The 20,102-nt window shown below is 73.8% G+C and carries 20 protein-coding genes and 2 tRNA genes; 14 read left to right on the forward strand and 8 right to left on the reverse strand.

Annotated elements, in window-relative coordinates; genetic code table 11:
• Positions 1-47: 47 nt before the first annotated feature.
• Positions 48-135, reverse strand: a tRNA-Ser gene (locus AC1Q5D_RS16620).
• Positions 136-244: 109 nt separating this feature from the next.
• On the opposite strand from AC1Q5D_RS16620, the gene AC1Q5D_RS16625 reads away from it, so the two are divergent.
• From AC1Q5D_RS16625 to AC1Q5D_RS16640, 4 genes are all read left to right on the forward strand, one after another.
• Positions 245-1,231 carry an NAD(P)H-quinone oxidoreductase gene (locus AC1Q5D_RS16625; protein WP_481739592.1) on the forward strand — a complete coding sequence of 329 codons (987 nt, stop codon included), beginning with the start codon at positions 245-247 and terminating at the stop codon, positions 1,229-1,231.
• 61 nt (positions 1,232-1,292) lie between these two features.
• Complete coding sequence (locus AC1Q5D_RS16630; RefSeq protein ID WP_481739568.1) at positions 1,293-1,919, forward strand: bacterial proteasome activator family protein; 627 nt, start codon at positions 1,293-1,295, stop codon at positions 1,917-1,919.
• Complete coding sequence (locus AC1Q5D_RS16635) at positions 1,919-2,392, forward strand: hypothetical protein (protein WP_481739569.1); 474 nt, start codon at positions 1,919-1,921, stop codon at positions 2,390-2,392. The genes AC1Q5D_RS16630 and AC1Q5D_RS16635 overlap by 1 nt, the downstream gene beginning before the upstream one ends.
• Before the next feature lie 147 nt (positions 2,393-2,539).
• Positions 2,540-3,382, forward strand: a complete 843-nt coding sequence (locus tag AC1Q5D_RS16640; protein ID WP_481739570.1) for an aldo/keto reductase — start codon at positions 2,540-2,542, stop codon at positions 3,380-3,382.
• 185 nt (positions 3,383-3,567) lie between these two features.
• Here the strand turns inward: AC1Q5D_RS16640 and AC1Q5D_RS16645 are convergent.
• Positions 3,568-3,643, reverse strand: a tRNA-Thr gene (locus AC1Q5D_RS16645).
• A gap of 296 nt (positions 3,644-3,939) precedes the next feature.
• Between AC1Q5D_RS16645 and AC1Q5D_RS16650 the strand changes: the two genes are divergently transcribed.
• A complete protein-coding gene (locus AC1Q5D_RS16650) occupies positions 3,940-5,718 on the forward strand; it encodes an HNH endonuclease (RefSeq protein ID WP_481739571.1) in 1,779 nt (592 codons plus the stop codon).
• Between the two features lie 23 nt (positions 5,719-5,741).
• Here AC1Q5D_RS16650 and AC1Q5D_RS16655 read toward each other — a convergent pair whose 3' ends face one another.
• The 3 genes from AC1Q5D_RS16655 to tmk all read right to left on the reverse strand — a co-directional run bounded on the left by AC1Q5D_RS16655 (position 5,742) and on the right by tmk (position 9,289).
• On the reverse strand, positions 5,742-7,325 hold the full coding sequence (locus AC1Q5D_RS16655; protein ID WP_481739572.1) for an alpha/beta hydrolase: 1,584 nt from the start codon (positions 7,323-7,325) through the stop codon (positions 5,742-5,744).
• Between the two features lie 93 nt (positions 7,326-7,418).
• Positions 7,419-8,585, reverse strand: a complete 1,167-nt coding sequence (locus tag AC1Q5D_RS16660; protein ID WP_481739573.1) for a DNA polymerase III subunit delta' — start codon at positions 8,583-8,585, stop codon at positions 7,419-7,421.
• Positions 8,582-9,289, reverse strand: coding sequence for a dTMP kinase (gene tmk / locus AC1Q5D_RS16665; RefSeq protein WP_481739574.1), 708 nt, complete (start codon positions 9,287-9,289; stop codon positions 8,582-8,584). Before tmk ends, AC1Q5D_RS16660 begins: the two co-directional genes overlap by 4 nt.
• Positions 9,290-9,391: 102 nt before the next feature.
• Here tmk and AC1Q5D_RS16670 point away from each other — a divergent pair, with 102 nt between their 5' ends.
• On the forward strand, positions 9,392-10,609 hold the full coding sequence (locus tag AC1Q5D_RS16670) for a trans-sulfuration enzyme family protein (protein WP_481739575.1): 1,218 nt from the start codon (positions 9,392-9,394) through the stop codon (positions 10,607-10,609).
• 99 nt (positions 10,610-10,708) lie between these two features.
• The gene (locus tag AC1Q5D_RS16675) at positions 10,709-11,008 is read left to right on the forward strand and encodes a DUF2516 family protein (protein WP_481739593.1); all 300 of its coding nucleotides are present in this window, start codon (positions 10,709-10,711) and stop codon (positions 11,006-11,008) included.
• A 79-nt stretch (positions 11,009-11,087) separates the two neighbouring features.
• Here the strand turns inward: AC1Q5D_RS16675 and AC1Q5D_RS16680 are convergent, their stop codons facing one another.
• Positions 11,088-11,975: a class I SAM-dependent methyltransferase gene (locus AC1Q5D_RS16680; protein WP_481739576.1), complete on the reverse strand. Its 888-nt coding sequence runs from the start codon at positions 11,973-11,975 to the stop codon at positions 11,088-11,090.
• Between the two features lie 85 nt (positions 11,976-12,060).
• On the opposite strand from AC1Q5D_RS16680, the gene AC1Q5D_RS16685 reads away from it, so the two are divergent.
• Positions 12,061-12,807: a phosphoglyceromutase gene (locus AC1Q5D_RS16685; protein ID WP_481739577.1), complete on the forward strand. Its 747-nt coding sequence runs from the start codon at positions 12,061-12,063 to the stop codon at positions 12,805-12,807.
• 122 nt (positions 12,808-12,929) lie between these two features.
• Here AC1Q5D_RS16685 and phoU read toward each other — a convergent pair whose 3' ends face one another.
• A complete protein-coding gene (gene phoU / locus AC1Q5D_RS16690; protein WP_481739578.1) occupies positions 12,930-13,589 on the reverse strand; it encodes a phosphate signaling complex protein PhoU in 660 nt (219 codons plus the stop codon).
• Between the two features lie 178 nt (positions 13,590-13,767).
• On the opposite strand from phoU, the gene AC1Q5D_RS16695 reads away from it, so the two are divergent.
• Together AC1Q5D_RS16695 and AC1Q5D_RS16700 are read left to right on the forward strand one after the other, a co-directional pair.
• Positions 13,768-14,973: a sensor histidine kinase gene (locus AC1Q5D_RS16695; RefSeq protein ID WP_481739579.1), complete on the forward strand. Its 1,206-nt coding sequence runs from the start codon at positions 13,768-13,770 to the stop codon at positions 14,971-14,973.
• Entirely contained in the window at positions 14,970-15,650 is a 681-nt protein-coding gene (locus tag AC1Q5D_RS16700; protein WP_481739580.1) for a winged helix-turn-helix domain-containing protein, read from the forward strand. The genes AC1Q5D_RS16695 and AC1Q5D_RS16700 overlap by 4 nt, the downstream gene beginning before the upstream one ends.
• Positions 15,651-15,753: 103 nt before the next feature.
• Here AC1Q5D_RS16700 and AC1Q5D_RS16705 read toward each other — a convergent pair whose 3' ends face one another.
• A complete protein-coding gene (locus AC1Q5D_RS16705; protein ID WP_481739581.1) occupies positions 15,754-16,284 on the reverse strand; it encodes a hypothetical protein in 531 nt (176 codons plus the stop codon).
• A 343-nt stretch (positions 16,285-16,627) separates the two neighbouring features.
• On the opposite strand from AC1Q5D_RS16705, the gene AC1Q5D_RS16710 reads away from it, so the two are divergent.
• The 4 genes from AC1Q5D_RS16710 to cysS all read left to right on the forward strand — a co-directional run bounded on the left by AC1Q5D_RS16710 (position 16,628) and on the right by cysS (position 20,009).
• The gene (locus AC1Q5D_RS16710; RefSeq protein WP_481739582.1) at positions 16,628-17,110 is read left to right on the forward strand and encodes a CarD family transcriptional regulator; all 483 of its coding nucleotides are present in this window, start codon (positions 16,628-16,630) and stop codon (positions 17,108-17,110) included.
• 91 nt (positions 17,111-17,201) lie between these two features.
• Positions 17,202-17,960 (forward strand): 2-C-methyl-D-erythritol 4-phosphate cytidylyltransferase, encoded by a 759-nt coding sequence (gene ispD, locus AC1Q5D_RS16715; RefSeq protein ID WP_481739583.1) that lies wholly within the window; start codon positions 17,202-17,204, stop codon positions 17,958-17,960.
• The gene (gene ispF, locus AC1Q5D_RS16720; protein ID WP_481739584.1) at positions 17,957-18,478 is read left to right on the forward strand and encodes a 2-C-methyl-D-erythritol 2,4-cyclodiphosphate synthase; all 522 of its coding nucleotides are present in this window, start codon (positions 17,957-17,959) and stop codon (positions 18,476-18,478) included. The genes ispD and ispF overlap by 4 nt, the downstream gene beginning before the upstream one ends.
• A gap of 61 nt (positions 18,479-18,539) precedes the next feature.
• Complete coding sequence (cysS, locus tag AC1Q5D_RS16725) at positions 18,540-20,009, forward strand: cysteine--tRNA ligase (RefSeq protein ID WP_481739585.1); 1,470 nt, start codon at positions 18,540-18,542, stop codon at positions 20,007-20,009.
• Positions 20,010-20,102 lie beyond the last annotated feature (93 nt).

Genomic DNA, 20,102 nt, shown 5'->3' on the forward strand with positions numbered 1-20,102 from the left:
CGCCTCGAGGCGGCCCCCGGAAGGGGACCGCCTCGAGGGGGATCACGCGGAAGGTAAGGGATTTGAACCCTTGGTGCGGGGTTGCCGCACACTGGTTTTCAAGACCAGCTCCTTAGGCCGCTCGGACAACCTTCCCCACCCAAGCACTATACGTGAGCGCGCGAACCCGCCCGCGCCGGGGCCGTAGGCTCGGGGGGAACGGACCGGAGGACACGGCGAAACGGAGGACGCGATGCCGGAGACGATGCGGGTGGCCGAATACGGGGGCAGCGGCGGGCCGGAGGTGGTCCGGGTTGCCGAACGCCCGGTCCCGGAGCCGGGCCCGGGCGAGGTCCTGGTGCGGGTCGCCGCGGCCGGGCTGAACCGTGCCGACGTGCAGCAGCGCCGGGGCGTCTACCCGCCGCCCGAGGGCGCCTCCGACATCCCCGGCCTGGAGGTCTCCGGCACCGTGGAGGCGCTCGGCGCGGGGGTCGGCGCCGGGGCCGGGTTCGCCGTCGGGGACGAGGTGTGCGCCCTGCTGGCCGGCGGCGGGTACGCCGAGTACGTGGCGGTCCCCGCGGGACAGCTCCTGCCCGTTCCGCGCGGGGTGTCGCTGCGCGACGCCGCAGGCCTGCCCGAGGTCGTCTGCACCGTGTGGTCCAACCTCTTCATGGTGGCCGGCGTGTCCGCGGGGGACTGGGTCCTGATCCACGGCGGCTCCGGGGGCATCGGGACCATGGCCACGCAGCTGTGCGCCGCGGTCGGGGCCCACGCCGTGGTGACGGGCTCCTCCGCGGAGAAGCTGGCGGTGGCGCGCGAGCACGGCGCGGAAGCCGGCATCGACTACACGGGCGAGGACTTCGTCGAGCGGATGCGGGAGATCAGCGGCGGGCACGGGGCCGACGCCGTGCTCGACGTCGTCGGCGCCAAGTACCTGGACCGCAACGTGCGCGCGCTCGCCGACGGGGGCCACCTCGTGGTCATCGGGCTGCAGGGCGGGGCCAAGGCGGAGCTGGACCTGCGCCTGCTCATGGCCCGCCGCGCGAGCGTCACGGGCACGACGCTCCGGTCCCGCCCGGCGGCGGAGAAGGCCCGGATCGTGGCGTCGGTGCGGGAGCACGTCTGGCCGCTGGTCGAGGCGGGGCGGCTGCGCCCCGTCGTCGGGGAGGTGTATCCGCTGGACGACGCCGCCGGGGCGCACCGCTTCTTCGACTCGGGACGCCACACGGGCAAGATCCTCCTGGAGCCCTGACCGCGCCGCCCTCCGGACCGCCCTCGGCAACGGGCGTCCGCCGCATGGCAAGATGGGGTCCATGACGGAACAGCACCCGGGATCCCTGCCGGACCAGGACCCCGAGGCGGACCGCGACGTGCCCGCAGCCCCGCTGTCCACCGACACCGGGGACGCGTCCACCGCGGTGCCGGCCGGCCAGCCGGACGGGCCGCAGCACCACGGCGAGGGCTTCCGCGTTAAGGGCCTGGTCGACGAACCCGCCAAGGTCATGCGCATCGGCGGCATGGTCAAGCAGCTCCTCGACGAGGTCAAGGCGGCACCGCTCGACGAATCCGCGCGCGGCCGGCTCGCCGACATCCACGAGCGCTCCGTGCACGAGCTCGAGCAGGGCCTCTCCGACGAGTTGCGCGACGAGCTGCACCGCCTCCGCCTGCCGTTCACGGAGGGGCAGACGCCGTCGGAGTCCGAGCTGAGGATCGCGCAGGCGCAGCTCGTGGGCTGGCTCGAGGGTGTCTTCCACGGCATCCAGACGGCGCTCGCGGCCCAGCAGTTGGCCAACCAGCAGCTGGCGCAGCGGATCCAGCTCAAGGAGCTGCCGCCGGGCACCCAGGTCGCCCCCGGCGTCGTCATCAACGACCAAGGCGAGCCGGTCCGCTCCCCGAGCGCCAGCGAAGCGCCCGACCACGGGCCGGGGCAGTACCTCTAGTGGGCCTTTTCTCCGTCAACCGCGCCGCGCGCCGGGACGAGCGGGAGCTGGGAACCGGGGTCTGGCGCCGCGCCCACGACCGCTACGTCCGGGGACTGGACCGGTTCCACCAGGTCCTCGAGGGGATCGACGACGACTCCCTGAACAACGCGCTGGTGATGGTCGCCAACCACCTGGCCGACCTGCTGCCGAGGGTCCGCGCGGTCTGCATCGCGGCGCAGGCCGCCCGGCCCAGCGACGGCTCGGACATCCCCGGCCGGTTCGCGCCCGTGCACCGCGCCCTGTCGCGCGCCGCCAACGACCTCGCGATGGCGGCGCAGGCCGCGGCCATGGCCCGGCTCGACGGCGAGCGGTGGGGCTACGAGTCGGCGGGCCTGGAGAACGTGGCCCGGCGCGGGGACGTGGTGACGGCGGGCATCGAGGAGGCCGAGCGCGCGTTGCGGCAGGCGCTGGAGGACGACGGCGCCCCGTAGCCTCGGCCCGAGCCGGTGCACTGCGGGGCGGGCCCCTGCGCGGGCGCCCCGCCGGAGGCGCTGCCGCCGCGGGTAAGCCCTGCGCCCAGAGCGGATTCCGGCCGGGCGGGTTCCGCCGTCGTCCACCGAGGCGGCAGGATGGGACCCATGGCATACGAGTCCCCCAGCATCAAACTCAACGACGGCACCACCATCCCCCAGCTCGGCTACGGCGTCTGGCAGATCGAGGACGACACCACGGAGAAGGTGGTCGGCCTGGCCCTGGAAGCCGGCTACCGGCACATCGATACCGCCCGCATCTACGGCAACGAGGAGGGCGTGGGCCGCGCGATCGCCGCGTCCGGCATTGCGCCCGAAGACCTGTACGTCACGACCAAGGTCTGGAACTCGGACCAGGGCCGCGACAAGACCCTGGCGGCCTTCGACGCGTCGATGGAGCGGCTCGGGCTGGAGACGCTCGACCTGTACCTGATCCACTGGCTCCAGCCGAAGCGCGGCCTGCACGTCGAGACGTGGAAGGCCCTCACCGAGCTGCGGGACAGCGGGCGGGTCCGCTCCATCGGCGTCTGCAACTTCACGGTCGGAGCGCTGCGCGAGCTCGAGGAGGCCACGGGCGTCGTGCCGTCCGTCCTGCAGATCGAGACGCACCCCTACCTCCAGCAGCGCGAGCTGTTCGACTACTGCCGGGAGAAGGGCATCGCCCACCAGTCCTGGTCGCCGCTGGGCAACCGGTCGGACCTCCTCGAGCAGGGCGTCCTGGCCGGCATCGCCGAGAAGCACGGCGCGACGCCGGCGCAGGTCGTTCTCGCGTGGCACCTGCAGCGCGGTTCCGTGGTGATCCCGAAGTCGGAGACCCCCGAGCGGATCGTCGAGAACTGGGAGTCCCTGGGCGTCCGCCTCGACGGCGACGACGTGGAGGCCATCAACGCCATGGACCGTGGGGCCGAAGGCCGGATCGGGCCGGATCCGGCGGTCAGCGACTTCGAGTAGGCCAGACTCCGCTGCCGCGCCGGTCCGGAGGCGTCCTGTGCCTCCGGACCGGCGGCGCAGGCGGCTTCCGGGCCGGTGGCCACCTGCCCAGGTGGCCACGGGCGAGCATCCCAGGGGGCCGCACTAGGGGAGAGGGAGCCGCACATAAAAAAAGACCCCGTCGCCGATGGCGGACGGGGTCTTGTTGGAGCCCCCTGCCGGATTCGAACCGGCGACCTTTTCATTACGAGTGAAACGCTCTACCGACTGAGCTAAGGAGGCCTGCGGCCCGGGGGCCGCGAGAATCAACTCTAGCGGAATGGTCGAGAGCTGGTCAAAACGGCCGCGACGGCGCCCCTGGGCCGGTGGGGGTCCGGGCCTTCCGCGCCGACTTGCCGTCAACGCGACAAGGAGCCGACGCGGTTCCAGCCCCCGTCTGGAGCCCGCCACCCAACCCCGGAACCGACCGCCCCTGCCAGAGGCCGCCATCCAGCCTCGGGCCCACCAGCCAGCCCCGGGCCTCCGCCCAGCCCCTTCGCGCGCTCCAAGGTGACGGGGGTCACTGATTCGATGGGCGCATGGATATCGCATTGCCTATGGCCGAGGCGACGGACCCGGCTGACCTGCGTGGAGAGCTGTACACGGTCGGGGACGACGCGCCGCCGGGCACGCTGTCGCGGTTGTTCGCCCTGCATCCGTTCCGAATGCGGGCCCGGTCCCTGACGGAGCCGCTGGCGCCGCCGGGCACGGCCGGGGAGGCGCTGGAGGCGCTGTCCGTGGTGGGCCGGCTGCGCTCGATGCTGGACGGGATCGAGGCGCTCTTCATCGCGGACGCGGCCCGCCTGGACGGCGCGGCCGTGGCCGACCGGGGCGTGCCGGACGTCCCCGAGCACGGCTACCCGGTCGCGGCGGACGATCCCGGGCTGAACCGCTCCTCCCTCGTCTCCGAGATCGCCCGGGCGTTGCGGGTGAGTGAGAAGGCCGCCTGGCACCGGCTTGAGACGGCGCAGGCGCTGGACGGGGGTCTGCGCGCGACCCGCTCTGCGCTGTGCGAGGGCCGGGTCACGGGCCGGTTCGCGGAGGATCTGGCCAAGCAGACGGCGGGTCTTCCGCCGGAGTCGGTGCGGGAGATCCAGGAGCGGACGCTGCCGGCCGCGGAAACCTCCACAGACCGCAACGCGGCGCGGCGGGCGCGCCGGGCCAGGGAGCGGCTGCACCCGGAATCGGTCACCGACCGCCGCGGGCGTGCCAGGCAGGCGCGGTCCCTGGCCTGGTGGCCCGAGGAGGACGGCATGGCCACGCTGCGCTACCACGGGCCCGCCGAAGACGTCGTGGCCGTCTACAACACGGTCGACGCCCACGCCCGCACCCTGCAGGGTCCCGCAGAAGCACGGAGCCTGTCCCACCTGCGCGCCGATACGTTCCGCGACGCTCTGATCGACGGCTGGCCGGATCGCCCGGCCCCCCGCTCGGCCGCTGTGGCCGTGACGATCCCGGCCATCGATGCCGCCCTGCACCCCGAGCGGGCCTGCGCCGAACTCGAGGGGTACGGGCCGATCCCGCTGGCCGCGGCCCTCAAGGTCGCGGATGCGGCCCCGTCCCTGCGCCGCATCCTCACCGACCCCTGGGACGGTGCCGTGCTGGACATCGGCCGCAAGGCCTACCGGGCCCCGGCCGCCCTACGCGACCTCGCCCGGTACCGCGACATCGAGTGCGCGATGGTCGGCTGCGCCACCCGTCCCGCTGCCTCCGAACTGGACCACATCCAGGACTGGGCCCGCGGCGGCACCACCAGCCTGGCCAACCAGAAATGGCTCTGCCAACGCCACCAGGTCTTCAAACACGTCCTCGGCTGGGAGTACCTCCACCGTCCCGACGGGTCCGTGCACTGGCGCAGCCCCAACGGACTCGTCTGCATCGAACCGCCCGAAACCACCCAACCCACCGCCCTCGAGCAAGGTCTGGACCCCCGCACGGGCGAACTGACCCCGGACCCCGCCGGCTGGGCAGGCCATGGCGAACCAGCCGGCGACGAAGGTGGAGGGCCGGGCGGCGGCGAAGGTGGCGGCGGCCCGACCGGCGCGGCCCTCGCGCAGGGCTGGGACGAGGACACGGGCGAATGGCTCGGCCCCGGCCCCGAGCCCCGCGTGGATAGCGTCCCGGACGACGCCGTTCCCGACGACACCGTCCGACGCCTCCTCTGTCTCCCGCCCCAGCCCGCCGGTCCTCCCGAAGGACCACGGGAGGCAGGGGCCGGCAATCGGGCCAGCGGTCCTTCCGAAGGACCAGACGCTGCGGCCGCTACGCCACCCGTCAGCGGAGATACCGGTGGTCCTTCCGAAGGACCACCGCGTTAGACCGCAGTCAGCAGGTCAGCAGGTCAGCAGGTCAGTCCGTCGGCTGGGAGCTTCCCGTCGACGAGGTAGCCGTCGACGGCGTCGAGGACGCACTCGTTGCTGCGGCTGTAGGCGGTGTGGCCATGGCCCTCGTACGTCACGAGGACGGACGACTCCAACTGGCCCCGGAGCGACTTGGCCCACTCGTAGGGGGTCGCCGGATCGCCCGTCGTGCCGACCACGACGATCGGGGGCGCGTCGGGGGCGGAGACGGGACCGTGTTCCCCGGTCGGGGGATGGGGCCAGTCCTGGCACGTGATGCCGCCATAGGCGAGGTACTCGCCGAGCGAGGGGGAGGCCTGCTCCAGCTGCTCCGCTGCAGCACGCTGCTGCCCGGGGTCCTCCGGCAGGTCGTAGTCGAGGCAATTGACCGCAGTGAACGCGGCCGGCAGGTTGCCGGCGTACGTCCCGTCGGGGAGCCGGCCGGCGCCCTGGTCGGCGAGTTCGAGCATCGGCGTGGGATCGCCGGACATGGCTGCGGAGAGGGCCTCGGTCAGGAGGGGCCAGGAGCTCGTGTAGATCGGCTGGAGGAATCCGTTGATGAACGTCGTGATGGGCACCAACCGGCCATCCGCGGCGGTCAGGGGCTGTTCCTCGATGTCCTCGAACAGGGTCCTCAGCTGCTCCATGCCCTGGTCGACGTCGCCCGAGAACGGGCACCCGGAGGAACGCAGGCAGTCTTCCATGTAGGTCCGGATTTCCGACTCGAAGCCGGCGGCCTGGCCCAGCGTGACCTCCTGCCCGTCCAACGCCGGGTCCATGGCCCCGTCGAGGACCATGCGGCCGACCCGGTCCTGGAACCTCTCCGCGTACAGCGCGCCCAGCTTCGTCCCGTAGGAGAAGCCGAGGTAGTTCAGCCGCGGGGAGCCGACGGCGGCGCGGAGGATGTCCAGGTCGCGCACCGTGCTGGCCGTGTCCACGAAGGCGAGGGAGGCGCCGGTGCGTTCGGCGCACTGTTCGGAGTATTCGCGCGCGGACTCGGCCACCTCGCGGAGGCCTTCGGGCGTCTCGGTGTCGCGGTTCTCCTGCCGGGCCTCGTCGCGTTCGGCGTCCGTCAGGCAGGTGACGGGCGCGGACCGGGAGACGCCCCGCGGATCGAAGCCGACGAGGTCGTACCCCCCACGCAGTTGCGGGGAGAACATGGTGGAGGCGCCGTGGCGGACCAGATCGACGCCCGAGGCGCCGGGTCCGCCGGGATTCACGAGGAGCGACGGCCGCTCGCCGCGGTCGGCGGTCCGGATCACGGACAGCTCGATGGTCTCCCCGTCGGGCCGGTCGTAGTCCAGGGGCACGGTGACCTCGGCGCACTCGAAGACGCCCTCACAGCCCGCCCACGCGACCTCCTGGGCGTAAAACCGCTCCAGGCCCTCCGGCGCCGGAGGCATCTCCCCGCCCTCGAGCGGCGCCACGGAGCGGGCCGTGTCCGGCGCGTCCCCGGCTCCCTGGCCGCCCGCACCCTCCGAACCGTCCCCGTCGCCAGGTCCGGCGACGCAGGCACTCAGGAGCAGCACCGCCGCCGCGGGCAGTGCCCAGCGGGCGGTTCGGCGTCGGCTCCGGGTCGGGGACATGCGGGGCTTCTCCTCGGGCGGGGCAGTGGGGGTGTCGTGCGATGACGGGGGTGTCGTGGGATGACGGCGGCCGCGTGGGGCCACGCGGGCCGCCTAGCCGGCCTCCCGGGCGCGGCGCGCCGGCAGCAGTCCTGCCATCATCGCCTCCATGGCCAGCAGCGGCGCGACGTTCGCGGCGATCCTCTGCCGCGCCTCGCCGATGTAGTCGATGCGCGCGAGGGTCTCCTCGGCCGTGGAGGCGCGCGCGTAGCCGGCGAGCTCGTGCGAGAGGTACTCGTTGACGAGTTCCGCCCCGGTCCGCAGCTGGATCGTCAGCACGTCCCGGAAGAAGGTGGTCAGGTCGATCAGGGCCCGGTCCAGGGAGTCGTTCGTCCCGCGCTTGGCCCGGCGCTTGTTCAGTTCCTCCACTTGGCGGAACTGGTTGCGCAGCTGCGGGGGCACCGGGGCGTCGGGCTCTAGTCCGAGCGTCTCGCGCAGGCGCGCCAGGTCCGCGGCCCCGCGCTCCTCGGCCGAGGCCGTGGCCTCCGCCGTCGACAATTCGACGAGCTCTCCCGCGGCACGCACCGCGTCGGAGACGCCGCGCAGCCCCAGCGGCAACCGCACGGTCCGGTCGCGCCGCAGGCGCGCCCCCTCGTCGCGGGCCAGGCGGCGCGCCACGCCAATGTGCCCCTGGGAGACGCGGGCGGCGAAGCCCGCCTGCTCCGTGGTCAGGCCGTCGCGGCGCACCAGCAGCTCGGCGACGGCGGCGGTCGAGGGCACGCGCAGGCCCACCGGCCGGCACCGCGAGCGGATGGTGACCAGCACGTCGGCGGGGGACGGCGCGCAGAGGATCCACACGGTGTGCGGCGGCGGCTCCTCGATGGCCTTGAGCAGGACGTTCGTGGTCCGCTCCGTCATCCGGTCGGCGTCCTCCATGATGACCACGCGCCACTTGCCGCCCGAGGGCCGGTCCTGGGCGGAGCCGATCAGGGCCCGCACGTCGTCGATCTGGTAGGCGACCTTCTCCGTCGCGACCAGCGACACGTCCGGGTGGCTTCCGGCCAGCACCGTGCGGCAGGAGTGGCACTCGCCGCAGCCGCGCGCCTCAGGGTCCGGAACGTCGCACTGCAGCGCCGCCGCGAGCGACCGGGCCGCGTTGGACCGGCCCGATCCCGGAGGCCCCGTGAAGAGCCAGGCGTGGGCGGGCGCGTTCTCGGCCGCGGCCCGGCGCAGTTGACCGATCGCCGCGTCCTGGCCCGGCAGGTCGTCCCAGACGCTCACTCGGCGGCCGTCCGGTCCAGGGCCGCGACGGCGGCGGCGATCTCGGCCCCGAGTTCCGCGGCCGGGCGGGTCGCGTCGAGGACGAGGTAGCGCTCCGGCGCCGCGGCGGCCAGGTCGAGGAACGCCGCGCGGATGCGGCGGTGGAAGTCGTCGGGCTCGGACTCGAGCCGGTCCTCGGCCTCCCGGGAGCCGAGCCGCCGGCTCCGTCCGGCGGCCGGGTCGATGTCGAGAAGCACGGTCAGGTCGGGGACCAGCCCCGCCGTCGCCCACTCGTTGACGGCCCGCACCTCGGCCACCCCGAGCCCGCGCCCGACGCCCTGGTAGGCCAGCGACGAGTCGATGTAGCGGTCGCAGAGCACGGCCGTGCCCGCGGCCAGCGCGGGCTCGATGACCTGCTCCACGTGCGCGGCCCGCGAGGCCGCGTACATCAGCGCCTCCGTGCGCGCGTCCACGGTGCCGTGCCCGTGCTCGAGCACCAGCGCGCGCAGCTTCTCGCCGATCTCGGTGCCGCCCGGCTCCCGCGTGCGCAGGACGGTCCGGCCCGACGCCTCCAGGCGTTCGGACAGGAGTGCCGCCTGCGTCGACTTGCCGGCGCCGTCCCCGCCCTCGAAGACGACGAACGGACCGCGCCCGCCCCGGGGGTTCCCGGGCGCCGGCCGGCCGGGGGCGGCGACGCCGCGCGCGGCGGAGGGCTGGAGGTTCACACATCCAGCGTATCGGGCCGGGACCGGTGGCTGTGACGGGTGTGGACGGTAACAGACGCCGCCGCTTCGCGGCCCGGAGCCCCAGGGCACTAGCCTGTGCCCATGCATGCCAGCGAGTCCGCCCCCGCCCGCCCCGCCGCGACCGCGCATCCCGGCGCCCACGGAGGCCATCCGGCCGACGTCGCGCCGGACACCCTCGTCGTCTCCGCCGGCCGCCCGGACCGCACGCCGGACGCCCCCGTGAATCCGCCGATCGTCCTGTCCTCGACGTTCGTGGGCACGGGCGAGCCCGGCGGATCCGAGCGCGTCTACGGCCGCTACTCCAACCCGACCTGGGAACCGCTCGAGGAGGCGCTGGGGGAGCTCGAGGGCTCCGAGCTGCCCGGCCTCGCGTACGCGTCCGGCATGGGCGCCGTCGCCTCGGCCCTGTCGCTGCTGCCCGCCGGGGGCACCGTCGTCGTCCCCCGCCACAGCTACAACGGGACCCTGTCCCTGCTCGCGGACCTCCAACGGCACTCGGGGATCACGGTCCGGCCCGCGCCGGTCGAGGACACGGACGCGACGGCGGCCCTCATGGACGGCGCGGACCTCGTGTGGCTGGAGAGCCCCACCAACCCGATGCTCGAGGTCGCGGACCTGCCCGCGCTGCTCGCCGCCGCCCGGGCCGCCGGCGCGACCACCGTCGTCGACAACACGTTCTCCACGCCGCTGCTGCAGCGCCCGCTCGAGCACGGCGCCGACGTCGTCGTGCACTCGGCGACCAAGTACATCGGCGGGCACTCCGACGTCGTCCTCGGCGCCATCGTGACCCGAGACCCGGAGCTGCTCGCCCGGCTCAAGCACCACCGGACCCTGCACGGCGCGATCCCCGGCCCGTTCGAGGCCTGGCTGACCCTGCGCGGGCTGCGCACCATGGCCCTGCGCACCGAGCGCTCGGGCGCGACGTCCCTGGAACTCGCGCGCCGCCTGGCCGCCCACCCCGCGGTCGACGCCGTCCGCTACCCCGGCCTGGAGACGGACCCCGGGCACGCCCGCGCGAAGGAGCAGATGGGCGGCTTCGGTTCGATCATCGCCATCGAGGTCGCCGGCGGGGAGGAGGCGGCGGAGCGCATGGTCGCGGCCCTGCGCCTCTGGACGCCGGCCACGAGCCTCGGCGGGGTCGAGTCGCTCGCCGAGCGGCGCCGGCGCCACCCCGGCGAGCCCGACTCCGTCCCGGCCAACCTCGTGCGCCTGAGCGTGGGCATCGAGAACCCCGAGGACCTCTGGGCGGACCTGGACGCGGCGCTCGGCGCCGCCAGCGAGGGGGCCGGTGCCCGGTAGCGGCCCGGCCCACGGTGCCCGGCCCGGCGGACGACGACGGCGGGGCCCGCGCGGCATTCCGCGCCGCGGGCGCCGACGGCGTCTAGAGTGGGTGGCGTGATGATCGCCAAGCTCTTCGAGCTCTACCTCTTCCAGGCCCTGAGCCTGGTCGCGCTCGTGCTCGCCGCCTGGGCATTCATCGACGCCCTGCGGCACGGCTCGGACAAGTACCTGCACGCGGACAAGCGGACCAAGGGCTTCTGGCTCGCGCTGACGGGCGGCTCCGCGCTGGTCTGCGTCTTCAGCTTCATGATCGGCGGGAGCGGCTTCCTGCAGCTCATCGCCGCGTGCATCGCGGCCGTCTACCTCGCCGACGTGCGCCCCGCCCTCTCCGGCGGGGGCCGCGGGTACCGGTACTAGCGCACCGGCCGCCTCCTCCCGCGCGCTGCCTCGGCGCCCGCACGCGGCTTCGGAACCCGCGCCACGCCCGCGGTCCGGCCTACAGGGCCGGCTCCGCCTCCCAGCGCGCCGGGGCGGGGACCGACAGGGCCAGGCCGCCCGACCGCGGTGCCACGCACTCCCACCCGACCGTGAGCTCGCCCAGCCGCCAGCGGGACGGCGTGTCCCGGACCGGCCAGCCCGCGGCCCGCAGGGCGGCACCCGTGGCGACCATCCGCTGCTTGCGGCCGTAGGCGGACAGCGGGGCCGTGGCCAGCCACGCCGCGTCGGCGGCGGCCAGGAACGCGTGGACGCGCTCGCCCGGTACGTTGCGGTGGATCAGGGCCTTGGGCAGCCGGTCCGCGACGTCGGAGGGCCGGGTGAAGGAGTCGAAGCGCATCGACAGGGTCAGGGTCTCGGGGCCCCGCCGGGTGAGCGCGACCCAGGCGGCGCGCCGGCCCAGCTCGTCGCAGGTGCCCTCGACGACCACCCCATCCTGGTCGACGGCGGAGCACAGCAGCGCCCAGATGCCGGGGACGTCGGACTCGTCGTACTGGCGCAGGACGTTGAAGGCGCGCAGCACGGTCGGCGGGCGGTCCACGGGGACCTCGAAGCCGCCGACGTCGAAGGAGAGCCCCTCCCGGGCGTGGCCGGCCGCGGCCGCGACGCGGTCCGGGTCGATCTCGAGCCCGACGAGCTCGGCGCCGGGGTGGACGGCGCGCAGGCGCGTGAAGAGCTCGACGGCGGTGTGAGCCGTCGCCCCGTAGCCGAGGTCGACGGCGAGCGGCGGCAGCCCGCCGGGGGAGCGGCGCAGGCGGGAGGCCTGGGTTCCGGTGAGCCACCGGTCGACGCGGCGCATGCGGTTCGCGTGCGTGGTCCCGCGGGTGGGATTGCCCAGGGGGCGGCCGGCCCGGGGCCGGTCGCCGAGCCGCCGAGCTTTTTGGACCACCGGAAAATGGTATGGTCAGCGCGGGCGCGTCGCGGCCACGTCACGGAGGAATGGGGTGAACATCACCCCCGATAGGATGGGCCACATGACCTACACCCTGATCCTGCTGCGCCATGGGCAGAGCGAGTGGAACGAGAAGAACCTGTTCACCGGGTGGTACGACGTGCCGCTGACGGAGCAGGGCCGCGCCGAGGCCGTCCGCGGCGGCGAACTGATGACCGCCGAGGGCCTGGCGCCCGAGGTGCTCCACACGTCCCTGCTCAAGCGAGCCATCGTCACCGCGAACCTGGCCCTCGAGTCCGCCGACCTGTCCTGGATCCCGGTCCGGCGCTCCTGGCGCCTCAACGAGCGCCACTACGGGGCGCTGCAGGGCAAGGACAAGGCGCAGATCCGCGAGGAGTACGGCGAGGAGCAGTTCATGCAGTGGCGCCGCTCCTACGACACGCCGCCGCCGCCCCTGGCCGACGAGTCCGAGTTCAGCCAGATCGGCGACCGCCGCTACGCGGAGCTGGGCGACGACGCCCCGCGCACGGAGTGCCTCAAGGACGTGCTCGAGCGGATGCTCCCGTACTGGGAGGACGCCATCAAGCCGGACCTGGCCACCGGCAAGACGGTCCTGGTCGCCGCGCACGGCAATTCCCTGCGCGCCCTGGTCAAGCACCTCGACGGGATCTCCGACGACGAGATCGCCGGCCTGAACATCCCCACCGGCATCCCGCTGGTCTACGAGCTGGACGAGCACTTCAAGCCGCTGGCGGCCGGCGGACGCTACCTCGATCCGGACGCCGCGGCGGAGGCCATCCTGGCCGTCGCGAACCAGGGCAAGAAGTAGCGCGACCCCCGCGGGACGGGGGAGCGGGGCACCCTTCCGGGGCCCGCACCCTGGTCCACGGACGACGACGGCGGCGCCGCACCCCCTCGGGGAGCGGCGCCGCCGTCGTCGTGCGGGGAGGCCTACAGGCCGTCGTGGCCGGGCTCCCACTCGCCGGTGACCAGGTAGTTGACCTTGCGGGCCACGGAGACCGCGTGGTCGGCGTAGCGCTCGAAGTAGCGGCTCGCGAGCGTCACGTCGGCGGTCGTCGGGGCCGACTCGGACCACTCGGCGGCGGCGACGGCCTTGAACACGCCCACGTGCAGCTCGTCGACACGGGCGTTGAGCTTGGTCATCTCCTGCGCCAGGGTCAGGTCGCGGGACTCGAGCAGCTGGCCGAGCAGCCGGGCCATGCGCACGTCGGCCTCCGCCATCTCACGGAAGACGGGGCGCATCGACTCGGGGGCCGCCGGCTGCGGGAAGCGCAGGCGGGCCAGCTGCGCGATGTGCCGGGCCAGGTCGCCCATGCGCTCCAGGGAGGCGCTCATCCGCAGCGACCCGACGATCGTGCGCAGGTCCGAGGCCACCGGCCCCTGCAGGGCGAGGACCTGGATGGCGCGCTCGTCGAGCTGGTTCTGCATGAAATCGATCCGCGCGTCGCCGGCGATGACCTCCTGGGCCAGCTCGGTGTCGGCGGACTCGAACGCCTCGTAGGCGCGCTCCATCGCCTCCGCCACGGCCTGGCTCATCTCGTGCAGCTCCTCGCCGATGGTCTGCAGCTCGGCCTGGAAAACCTTGCGCACTGGGCGTCCTTTCGTAGGCGTGCCGGATGGGTGGGCCGATCCGGGCGGTCTTCTTCACCGCTTAACGTGACAGTATCCAATGAACGCGGCCCCGGGCACGGGTGAACGTTGTGTGAACGGCCCCGCGTTCGGGCGGGACCGGGCCGGAGCGCCCGCGGCGCCCGGCTACGCTGGTCGGGTGAACGAAGCGTTGATAGCCGTGGTGGCGGGTCTGGTGGGCCTCGCCCTGGGCATCGTGGGCCTGCTGGCCCACCGCCACACGGAGCGGCGCCACGTCGAGCTCGACGACGTCTCCGAGCCCGTCCTACCGGCCGGCTCGGCCGAGATCCTCTCCGTGATCGGCCGCGCGTTCGTGGTGCTCGACGACGTCGACGGCGTCGTCCGCGCCAACCCCGCCGCCTACGCGTTCGGCCTGGTCCGCGGCCACACCGTCGTCCACGAGGAACTGCTGTCGCTGGCCCGCCGCGTCCGCTCGGACGGGGTCATCGAGGAGCGCCAGTTCGAGCTGCCGCGCGGGCCCGTGGGGCAGGGGACCATCGTGGTGCACGTCCGCGTGGCGCCGCTGGGCGAGGCCAACATCCTGCTGCTCGCCGACGACCGGACGGAGATCGTCCGCACCGAGGCCGTCCGCACGGACTTCGTCGCCAACGTCTCCCACGAGCTGAAGACCCCGGTTGGGGCGATCTCGCTCCTCGCGGAGGCCCTCGACGACGCGGCCGGCGACGAGACCGCCGTCCGGCGCTTCGCCGGCCGGCTGCACAAGGAGTCTGCGCGGCTGTCCGCGCTGGTCCAGGACATCATCGAGCTGAGCCGGCTCCAGGGCACGGACACGGTGGTCCGGGGCGTGCCCCTGGACGTGAACGCAGTGATGGCCGAGGCCGTGGACCGGAACCGGCTGACCGCCGAGGCCAAGGACATCACGGTCGCCCTGGGCGGGCGTGCGTCCGACCTGGTCCGCGGCGACCCCGACCTGCTGATGACGGCGTTCCGGAACCTGATCGACAACGCGATCCGCTACTCGCCGGAGCGCACGACGGTCGGCGTCGGGGTCCGCTCCCGCGACGGGCTGGTCCAGGTCTCCGTCACGGACCAGGGGCCGGGCATCCCGCCCGACGAGCAGGACCGCATCTTCGAGCGCTTCTACCGGGTCGACGCCGCACGCTCCCGCCAGACCGGCGGAACGGGGCTGGGCCTGAGCATCGTCAAGCACATCGTCTCCAACCACGGCGGGGAGGTCACCGTCTGGTCCCAGCCGGGACAGGGCTCGACCTTCACCGTGCGGCTCCCCGCGTTCGAGGAGGGCGACGAGGCCGGCGGCGACGCGCCGCGGCCGCGACAGAACCAGGGCGCATCCGGCGCCCGCGCAGAAGGAGGAACTGAGTGACCCGCATTCTGGTGGTGGAGGACGAGGAGTCGCTGAGCGACCCGCTGTCCTACCTCCTGGAGAAGGAGGGGTTCGAGGTCCAGGTCGTCGACAACGGGCTCGACGCCGTGGCGGAGTTCGAACGGAACGGCGCCGACCTCGTCCTGCTCGACCTGATGCTCCCCGGCCAGCCCGGGACCGAGGTGTGCCGGCAGCTGCGCCAGCGCTCGATGGTCCCGGTCATCATGCTCACGGCCAAGGACTCCGAAATCGACAAGGTCGTCGGCCTCGAGCTCGGCGCCGACGACTACGTGACCAAGCCCTACTCCTCCCGCGAGCTCGTGGCGCGCGTCCGGGCCGTCCTCCGGCGCCAGGGCGAGCCCGAGGAGCTCGTGGCACCGACCGTCCACGCCGGCCCGGTGCGGATGGACGTCGAGCGGCACACCGTGGCCGTCGACGGCGAGGCGGTCAACCTGCCGCTCAAGGAGTTCGAGCTGCTCGAGATGCTGCTGCGCAACGCGGGCCGGGTCCTGACGCGCGGGCAGCTGATCGACCGCGTCTGGGGCTCCGACTACGTCGGGGACACGAAGACCCTGGACGTGCACGTGAAGCGGCTGCGCTCCAAGATCGAACCGGACCCGTCCAACCCGGTGCACCTCGTGACCGTGCGCGGGCTCGGCTATAAGTTCGAGGCCTGACCCGGGGCGGCGTCGCCCGGCGCCGCACCGCGCGAAGGCGCGACGCACGAAGGCCCCGGACCGAACGGTCCGGGGCCTTTCGCTGCGGTCGGCGGGGGCGGGCCTAGTGGCCGGCCTCCTCCTTCGTCGACTCGTGCAGGTGCGCGATGTTCGACTCCTCGAAGCCGCTGGGAACGAACGGGCGGTATTCCGGAAGGGTCCCGTCGACGACCGGGATCTGCTCCTGCAGGCTGGCCTGCCCGGAGGAGACGGTCACGTCGGACATCGAGCCGGGGGCGTCGCCCGGGGACGGCACGATGGTGCGGTTGGCGTCGTCCTCCAGCTTGAGGGCCGTGTCCGCGGGGACGGAGACGTTCACGCTCGCGCCCTCGACCTCGAAGGTGACCTGGCGCTGCTCCTGGGTCTCGTTGAGGAGGGTGCCGATGATGCGCGCCTGCTCGTTCTCGCCGCCGGAAACCAGCAGCATGTTGCGCGCCTGCAGCCCGCCGACGCTGAAGCCGACCCCGTCGCTGGCGTCGTACTGCAGGGTGGTCGCCTGCTGGTTGATCGCCGCGCAGCCGGTTGCACCCAGGGCCATCACGGCCAGTGCGGCGGCCGCGGCGGCGCGGCGTCCACGGAACTTCTGTGCGGTCACGGCACAAACTCCTCATTCGGTTCGATCGGGGGACCCCCGCGGGCAGGCACGAGCCCGGGCGCGCGGGGGCACTCAGTGCCCTAGCCTAGTCGCTCCGGGCCGCAAAACCCGATTCGGCAGCCCGCCCGTGACGGGCCGCGGCAGGGGGCACCCGGGCGGCGGGGGAGGGCCGCCGCCCGCGCCCGGTGTTGTCCCGCCGTCCACCCGCAGTTCGCCCATAGCACCGGAAGCGGTTTCTGGGAAGGGGGATTATGGCCGATCGACGGCGGCGGCGAGGGGCCGACTCGCCCATGATTCCGCCACTGCCGTGATAAACTTGAGGTCGGGAAAGGGGATTATCCACATGGTTTTTGAGGTTGGCGAGACGGTTGTTTACCCTCACCACGGTGCCGCGATGATCGAGGAGATCAAGATGCGGACCATCAAGGGCGAAGAAAAAATGTACCTCAAACTGAAGGTGGCCCAGGGCGACCTGACCATCGAGGTCCCCGCGGAGAACGTTGATCTGGTGGGTGTCCGCGACGTCGTGGGCCAGGAGGGCCTCGAGCACGTGTTCGATGTCCTGCGGGCCGAATTCACGGAGGAGCCGACGAACTGGTCCCGCCGCTACAAGGCGAACCTGGAGAAGCTGGCCTCCGGCGACGTCATCAAGGTCGCCGAGGTCGTGCGCGACCTGTGGCGCCGCGACCACGACCGCGGCCTCTCGGCGGGCGAGAAGCGCATGCTGGCCAAGGCCCGCCAGATCCTCATCAGCGAGCTGGCCCTGGCCAAGAAGCTCGACGAGGCGAAGGCCGAGAGCGTCCTCGACGAGGTGCTCGCCTCGTAGCAGCCCCGCCGCCGCACGTGCCGGCCCGTCCACTCCGGTGGACGGGCCGGCGGCGTTTAACGGGCCGGTGCGGCCCCAGTAGGCTGGGCCCGTGCCCACCAGACCTTCCCCCGACCCGGCGCGCATCGCCGTCGTCGTCGTCGCCGCCGGGTCCGGGACCCGGCTCGGCCACGGCATCCCGAAGGCCCTCGTCCGCCTCGCCGGCCGGACCCTGCTCGAGCACGCGCTCGACGCTGTCGCCGCCACGGACGCGGCCGAGTGCGTCGTCGTCGTCCCGGCGGGCGACGCCGAACTGACGTCGCTCGCGCGGCGCCACCCGCGCGGCCCCGCGCCGCGGGTCGTCACCGGCGGGGCGTCCCGCCACGACTCCGTGGCCGCCGGACTGGCCGCGGTCGGCCGGGACTGCGGGACCGTGCTCATCCACGACGCCGCGCGGTGCCTCACGCCGCCCGCCGTGTTCGAGGCCGTCGCCGCGGCCGTCCGGGCGGGCGCCGACGCGGTGGTCCCCGGCGTCCCCGTCGTCGACACCATCAAGACCGCCGTGCCCGCGGCGGACCCCGCGATCGCCCCGGAGGCCGTCTCCGGGACGCCGGCGCGCGCCGGCCTGCGGGCCGTCCAGACGCCGCAGGGTTTCCGCGCCGAGGCCCTGCGGGAGGCCCACGCCCGCGCCGCCGGGCTGGGCGGCGACGCCGTCACCGACGACGCGATGCTCATGGAGGCCGCCGGGGCCACCGTCCACCTGGTGCCCGGCTCGCCCCTGGCCCTGAAGATCACCACCCCCACCGACCTGCTCCTCGCCGAAGCCATCCTGGCGGCCGGCGCCGGGGACGAGCCGAAGGAGAACCCGTGACCACCCCCCTGCCGCGCACCGGGATCGGCGTCGACGTCCACGCGTTCGCCCCCGAGGGCGAGGACCGGCCGCTGTGGCTCGCCGGCCTGCACTGGCCGGGGGAGCGCGGCCTGTCCGGGCACTCCGACGGCGACGCCGTCGCCCACGCCGCCTGCGACGCCCTCTTCTCCGCGGCCGGCATCGGCGACCTCGGCACCCACTTCGGCACCGACCGCCCCGAGTTCGCCGGGGCCTCCGGGGCCACCCTGCTGGCCGAGGCCGCCCGCCTCGTCCGCGCGGCCGGCTACGGGATCGGCAACATCGCCGTCCAGTTCGTCGGCAACCGCCCCAAGTTCGCGCCGCGCCGCGGCGAGGCCGCGGCCACGCTGTCGGCGGCGGCGGGCGCGGACGTGTCCGTTGCGGCCACGACGTCCGACGGGCTGGGGTACGAGGGCGACGGCGGCGGCATCACCGCCTACGCGACCGCGCTGGTGTATCCCCTCGGCGCGGAGGCCTCCGCCGGTCCGCCGGCCGGCTGACGGGGCCGGCCGCCCCGCCCCGCTGACGGTGCACTCCGCGCGGCTTCGCTAGGCTAGGCGGGTGAGCATCCGTTTCCACGACACCCGGCAGGCGCAGGTGCGCGAGTTCGTCCCCAGGACCCCCGGCAAGGTGGGCCTGTACTACTGCGGCGCCACGGTGCAGGGGATGCCCCACGTGGGGCACATCCGCTCCGCCATCGCGTTCGACATCCTCGCGCGCTGGCTCGAGCACCGCGGGTACGAGGTGACCGTGGTGCGCAATGTGACCGACATCGACGACAAGATCCTCGAGAAGTCCGCCGCCTCCTTCGCCGAGGACTTCGAGCCCGAGCCGGCCTACCGCCCGCGGGAGCCGTGGTTCGCCCTGGCCTACCGGTTCGAGCAGGAGTTCGAGCGCGCGTACGACACCCTCGGCGTCCGCCGCCCCACCTATGAGCCGCGCGCGACCGGCCACATCACGGAGATGCACGAGCTCATCGCCCGCCTCATCGACGCGGGCCACGCCTACCCGGCCCCGGACGGCTCGGGGGACGTCTACTTCGACGTCCGGTCCTGGAAGGACTACGGCGCCCTGACCCGGCAGGACGTCGACGACATGCAGGCCGCCCCGGACGCGGACCCGCGCGGCAAGCGCGATCCCCGCGACTTCGCGCTCTGGAAGGGGCAGAAGGACGGCGACCCGGAGACCGCCTCGTGGCCCAGCCCCTGGGGCCGCGGCCGCCCCGGGTGGCACCTGGAGTGCTCCGCCATGGCGGGCAAGTACCTCGGCGCCGGCTTCGACATCCACGGGGGCGGGCTGGACCTGCGCTTCCCGCACCACGAGAACGAGCTGGCGCAGTCGACGGCGGCCGGGGACCCGTTCGCGAGCTTCTGGCTCCACAACGGCATGGTCACGTACGAGGGCGAGAAGATGTCCAAGTCCATCGGCAACACCATCTCGCCGGAGGAGATGCTCGCCGTCGCCGAGCCGCGCGTCGTCCGCTACTTCCTGGGCCAGGCGCACTACCGCTCCCAGCTGGACTACCGGCCGACGTCGCTGCAGGAGGCGGGCGCCGCCGTCGAACGCATCGACACGTTCATTGACAACGCGCTCCAGCGCGTCCACGGCGTCGCGCCCGGCGCCGACTTCGACCTCGCGATGCCGCACTTCGAGGTCGCCGACGCGTTCGCCGCCGCGATGGACGACGACCTCAACGTCCCGCAGGCCCTCGCCGCCCTCCACGAGACCGTGCGTCGCGGCAACACGGCGCTGGCGGACGGGGACCTCGGCGCGGCCGACCGCGCCCTGCAGCAGGTCCTCGCCATGACCAGCGTGCTCGGGCTCGACGACGCGGGGGACGACGGCGCCGCCGGCGCGGACTCCGGCGCGCACGCCGCCCTGGACGCCCTGGTGCGCGACCGGCTCGCGGAGCGGGCCGAGGCGCGCGCGGCCAAGGACTGGGCCCGCGCCGACGCCATCCGCGACGCCCTCGCCGCGGCCGGCATCGCCGTCGAGGATTCCGCCGACGGGGCGCGCTGGACCCTGGCCTGAGCCGCGCCTGGGTGACGGCGCCCACGCTCCCCACGGGTGCCGCGGGCCGACGGGTAGAATGGGGCCGGTGTCCGTTCCACCGTTCCACGGACA

The sequence above is a fragment of the Arthrobacter paludis genome (assembly GCF_056782315.1).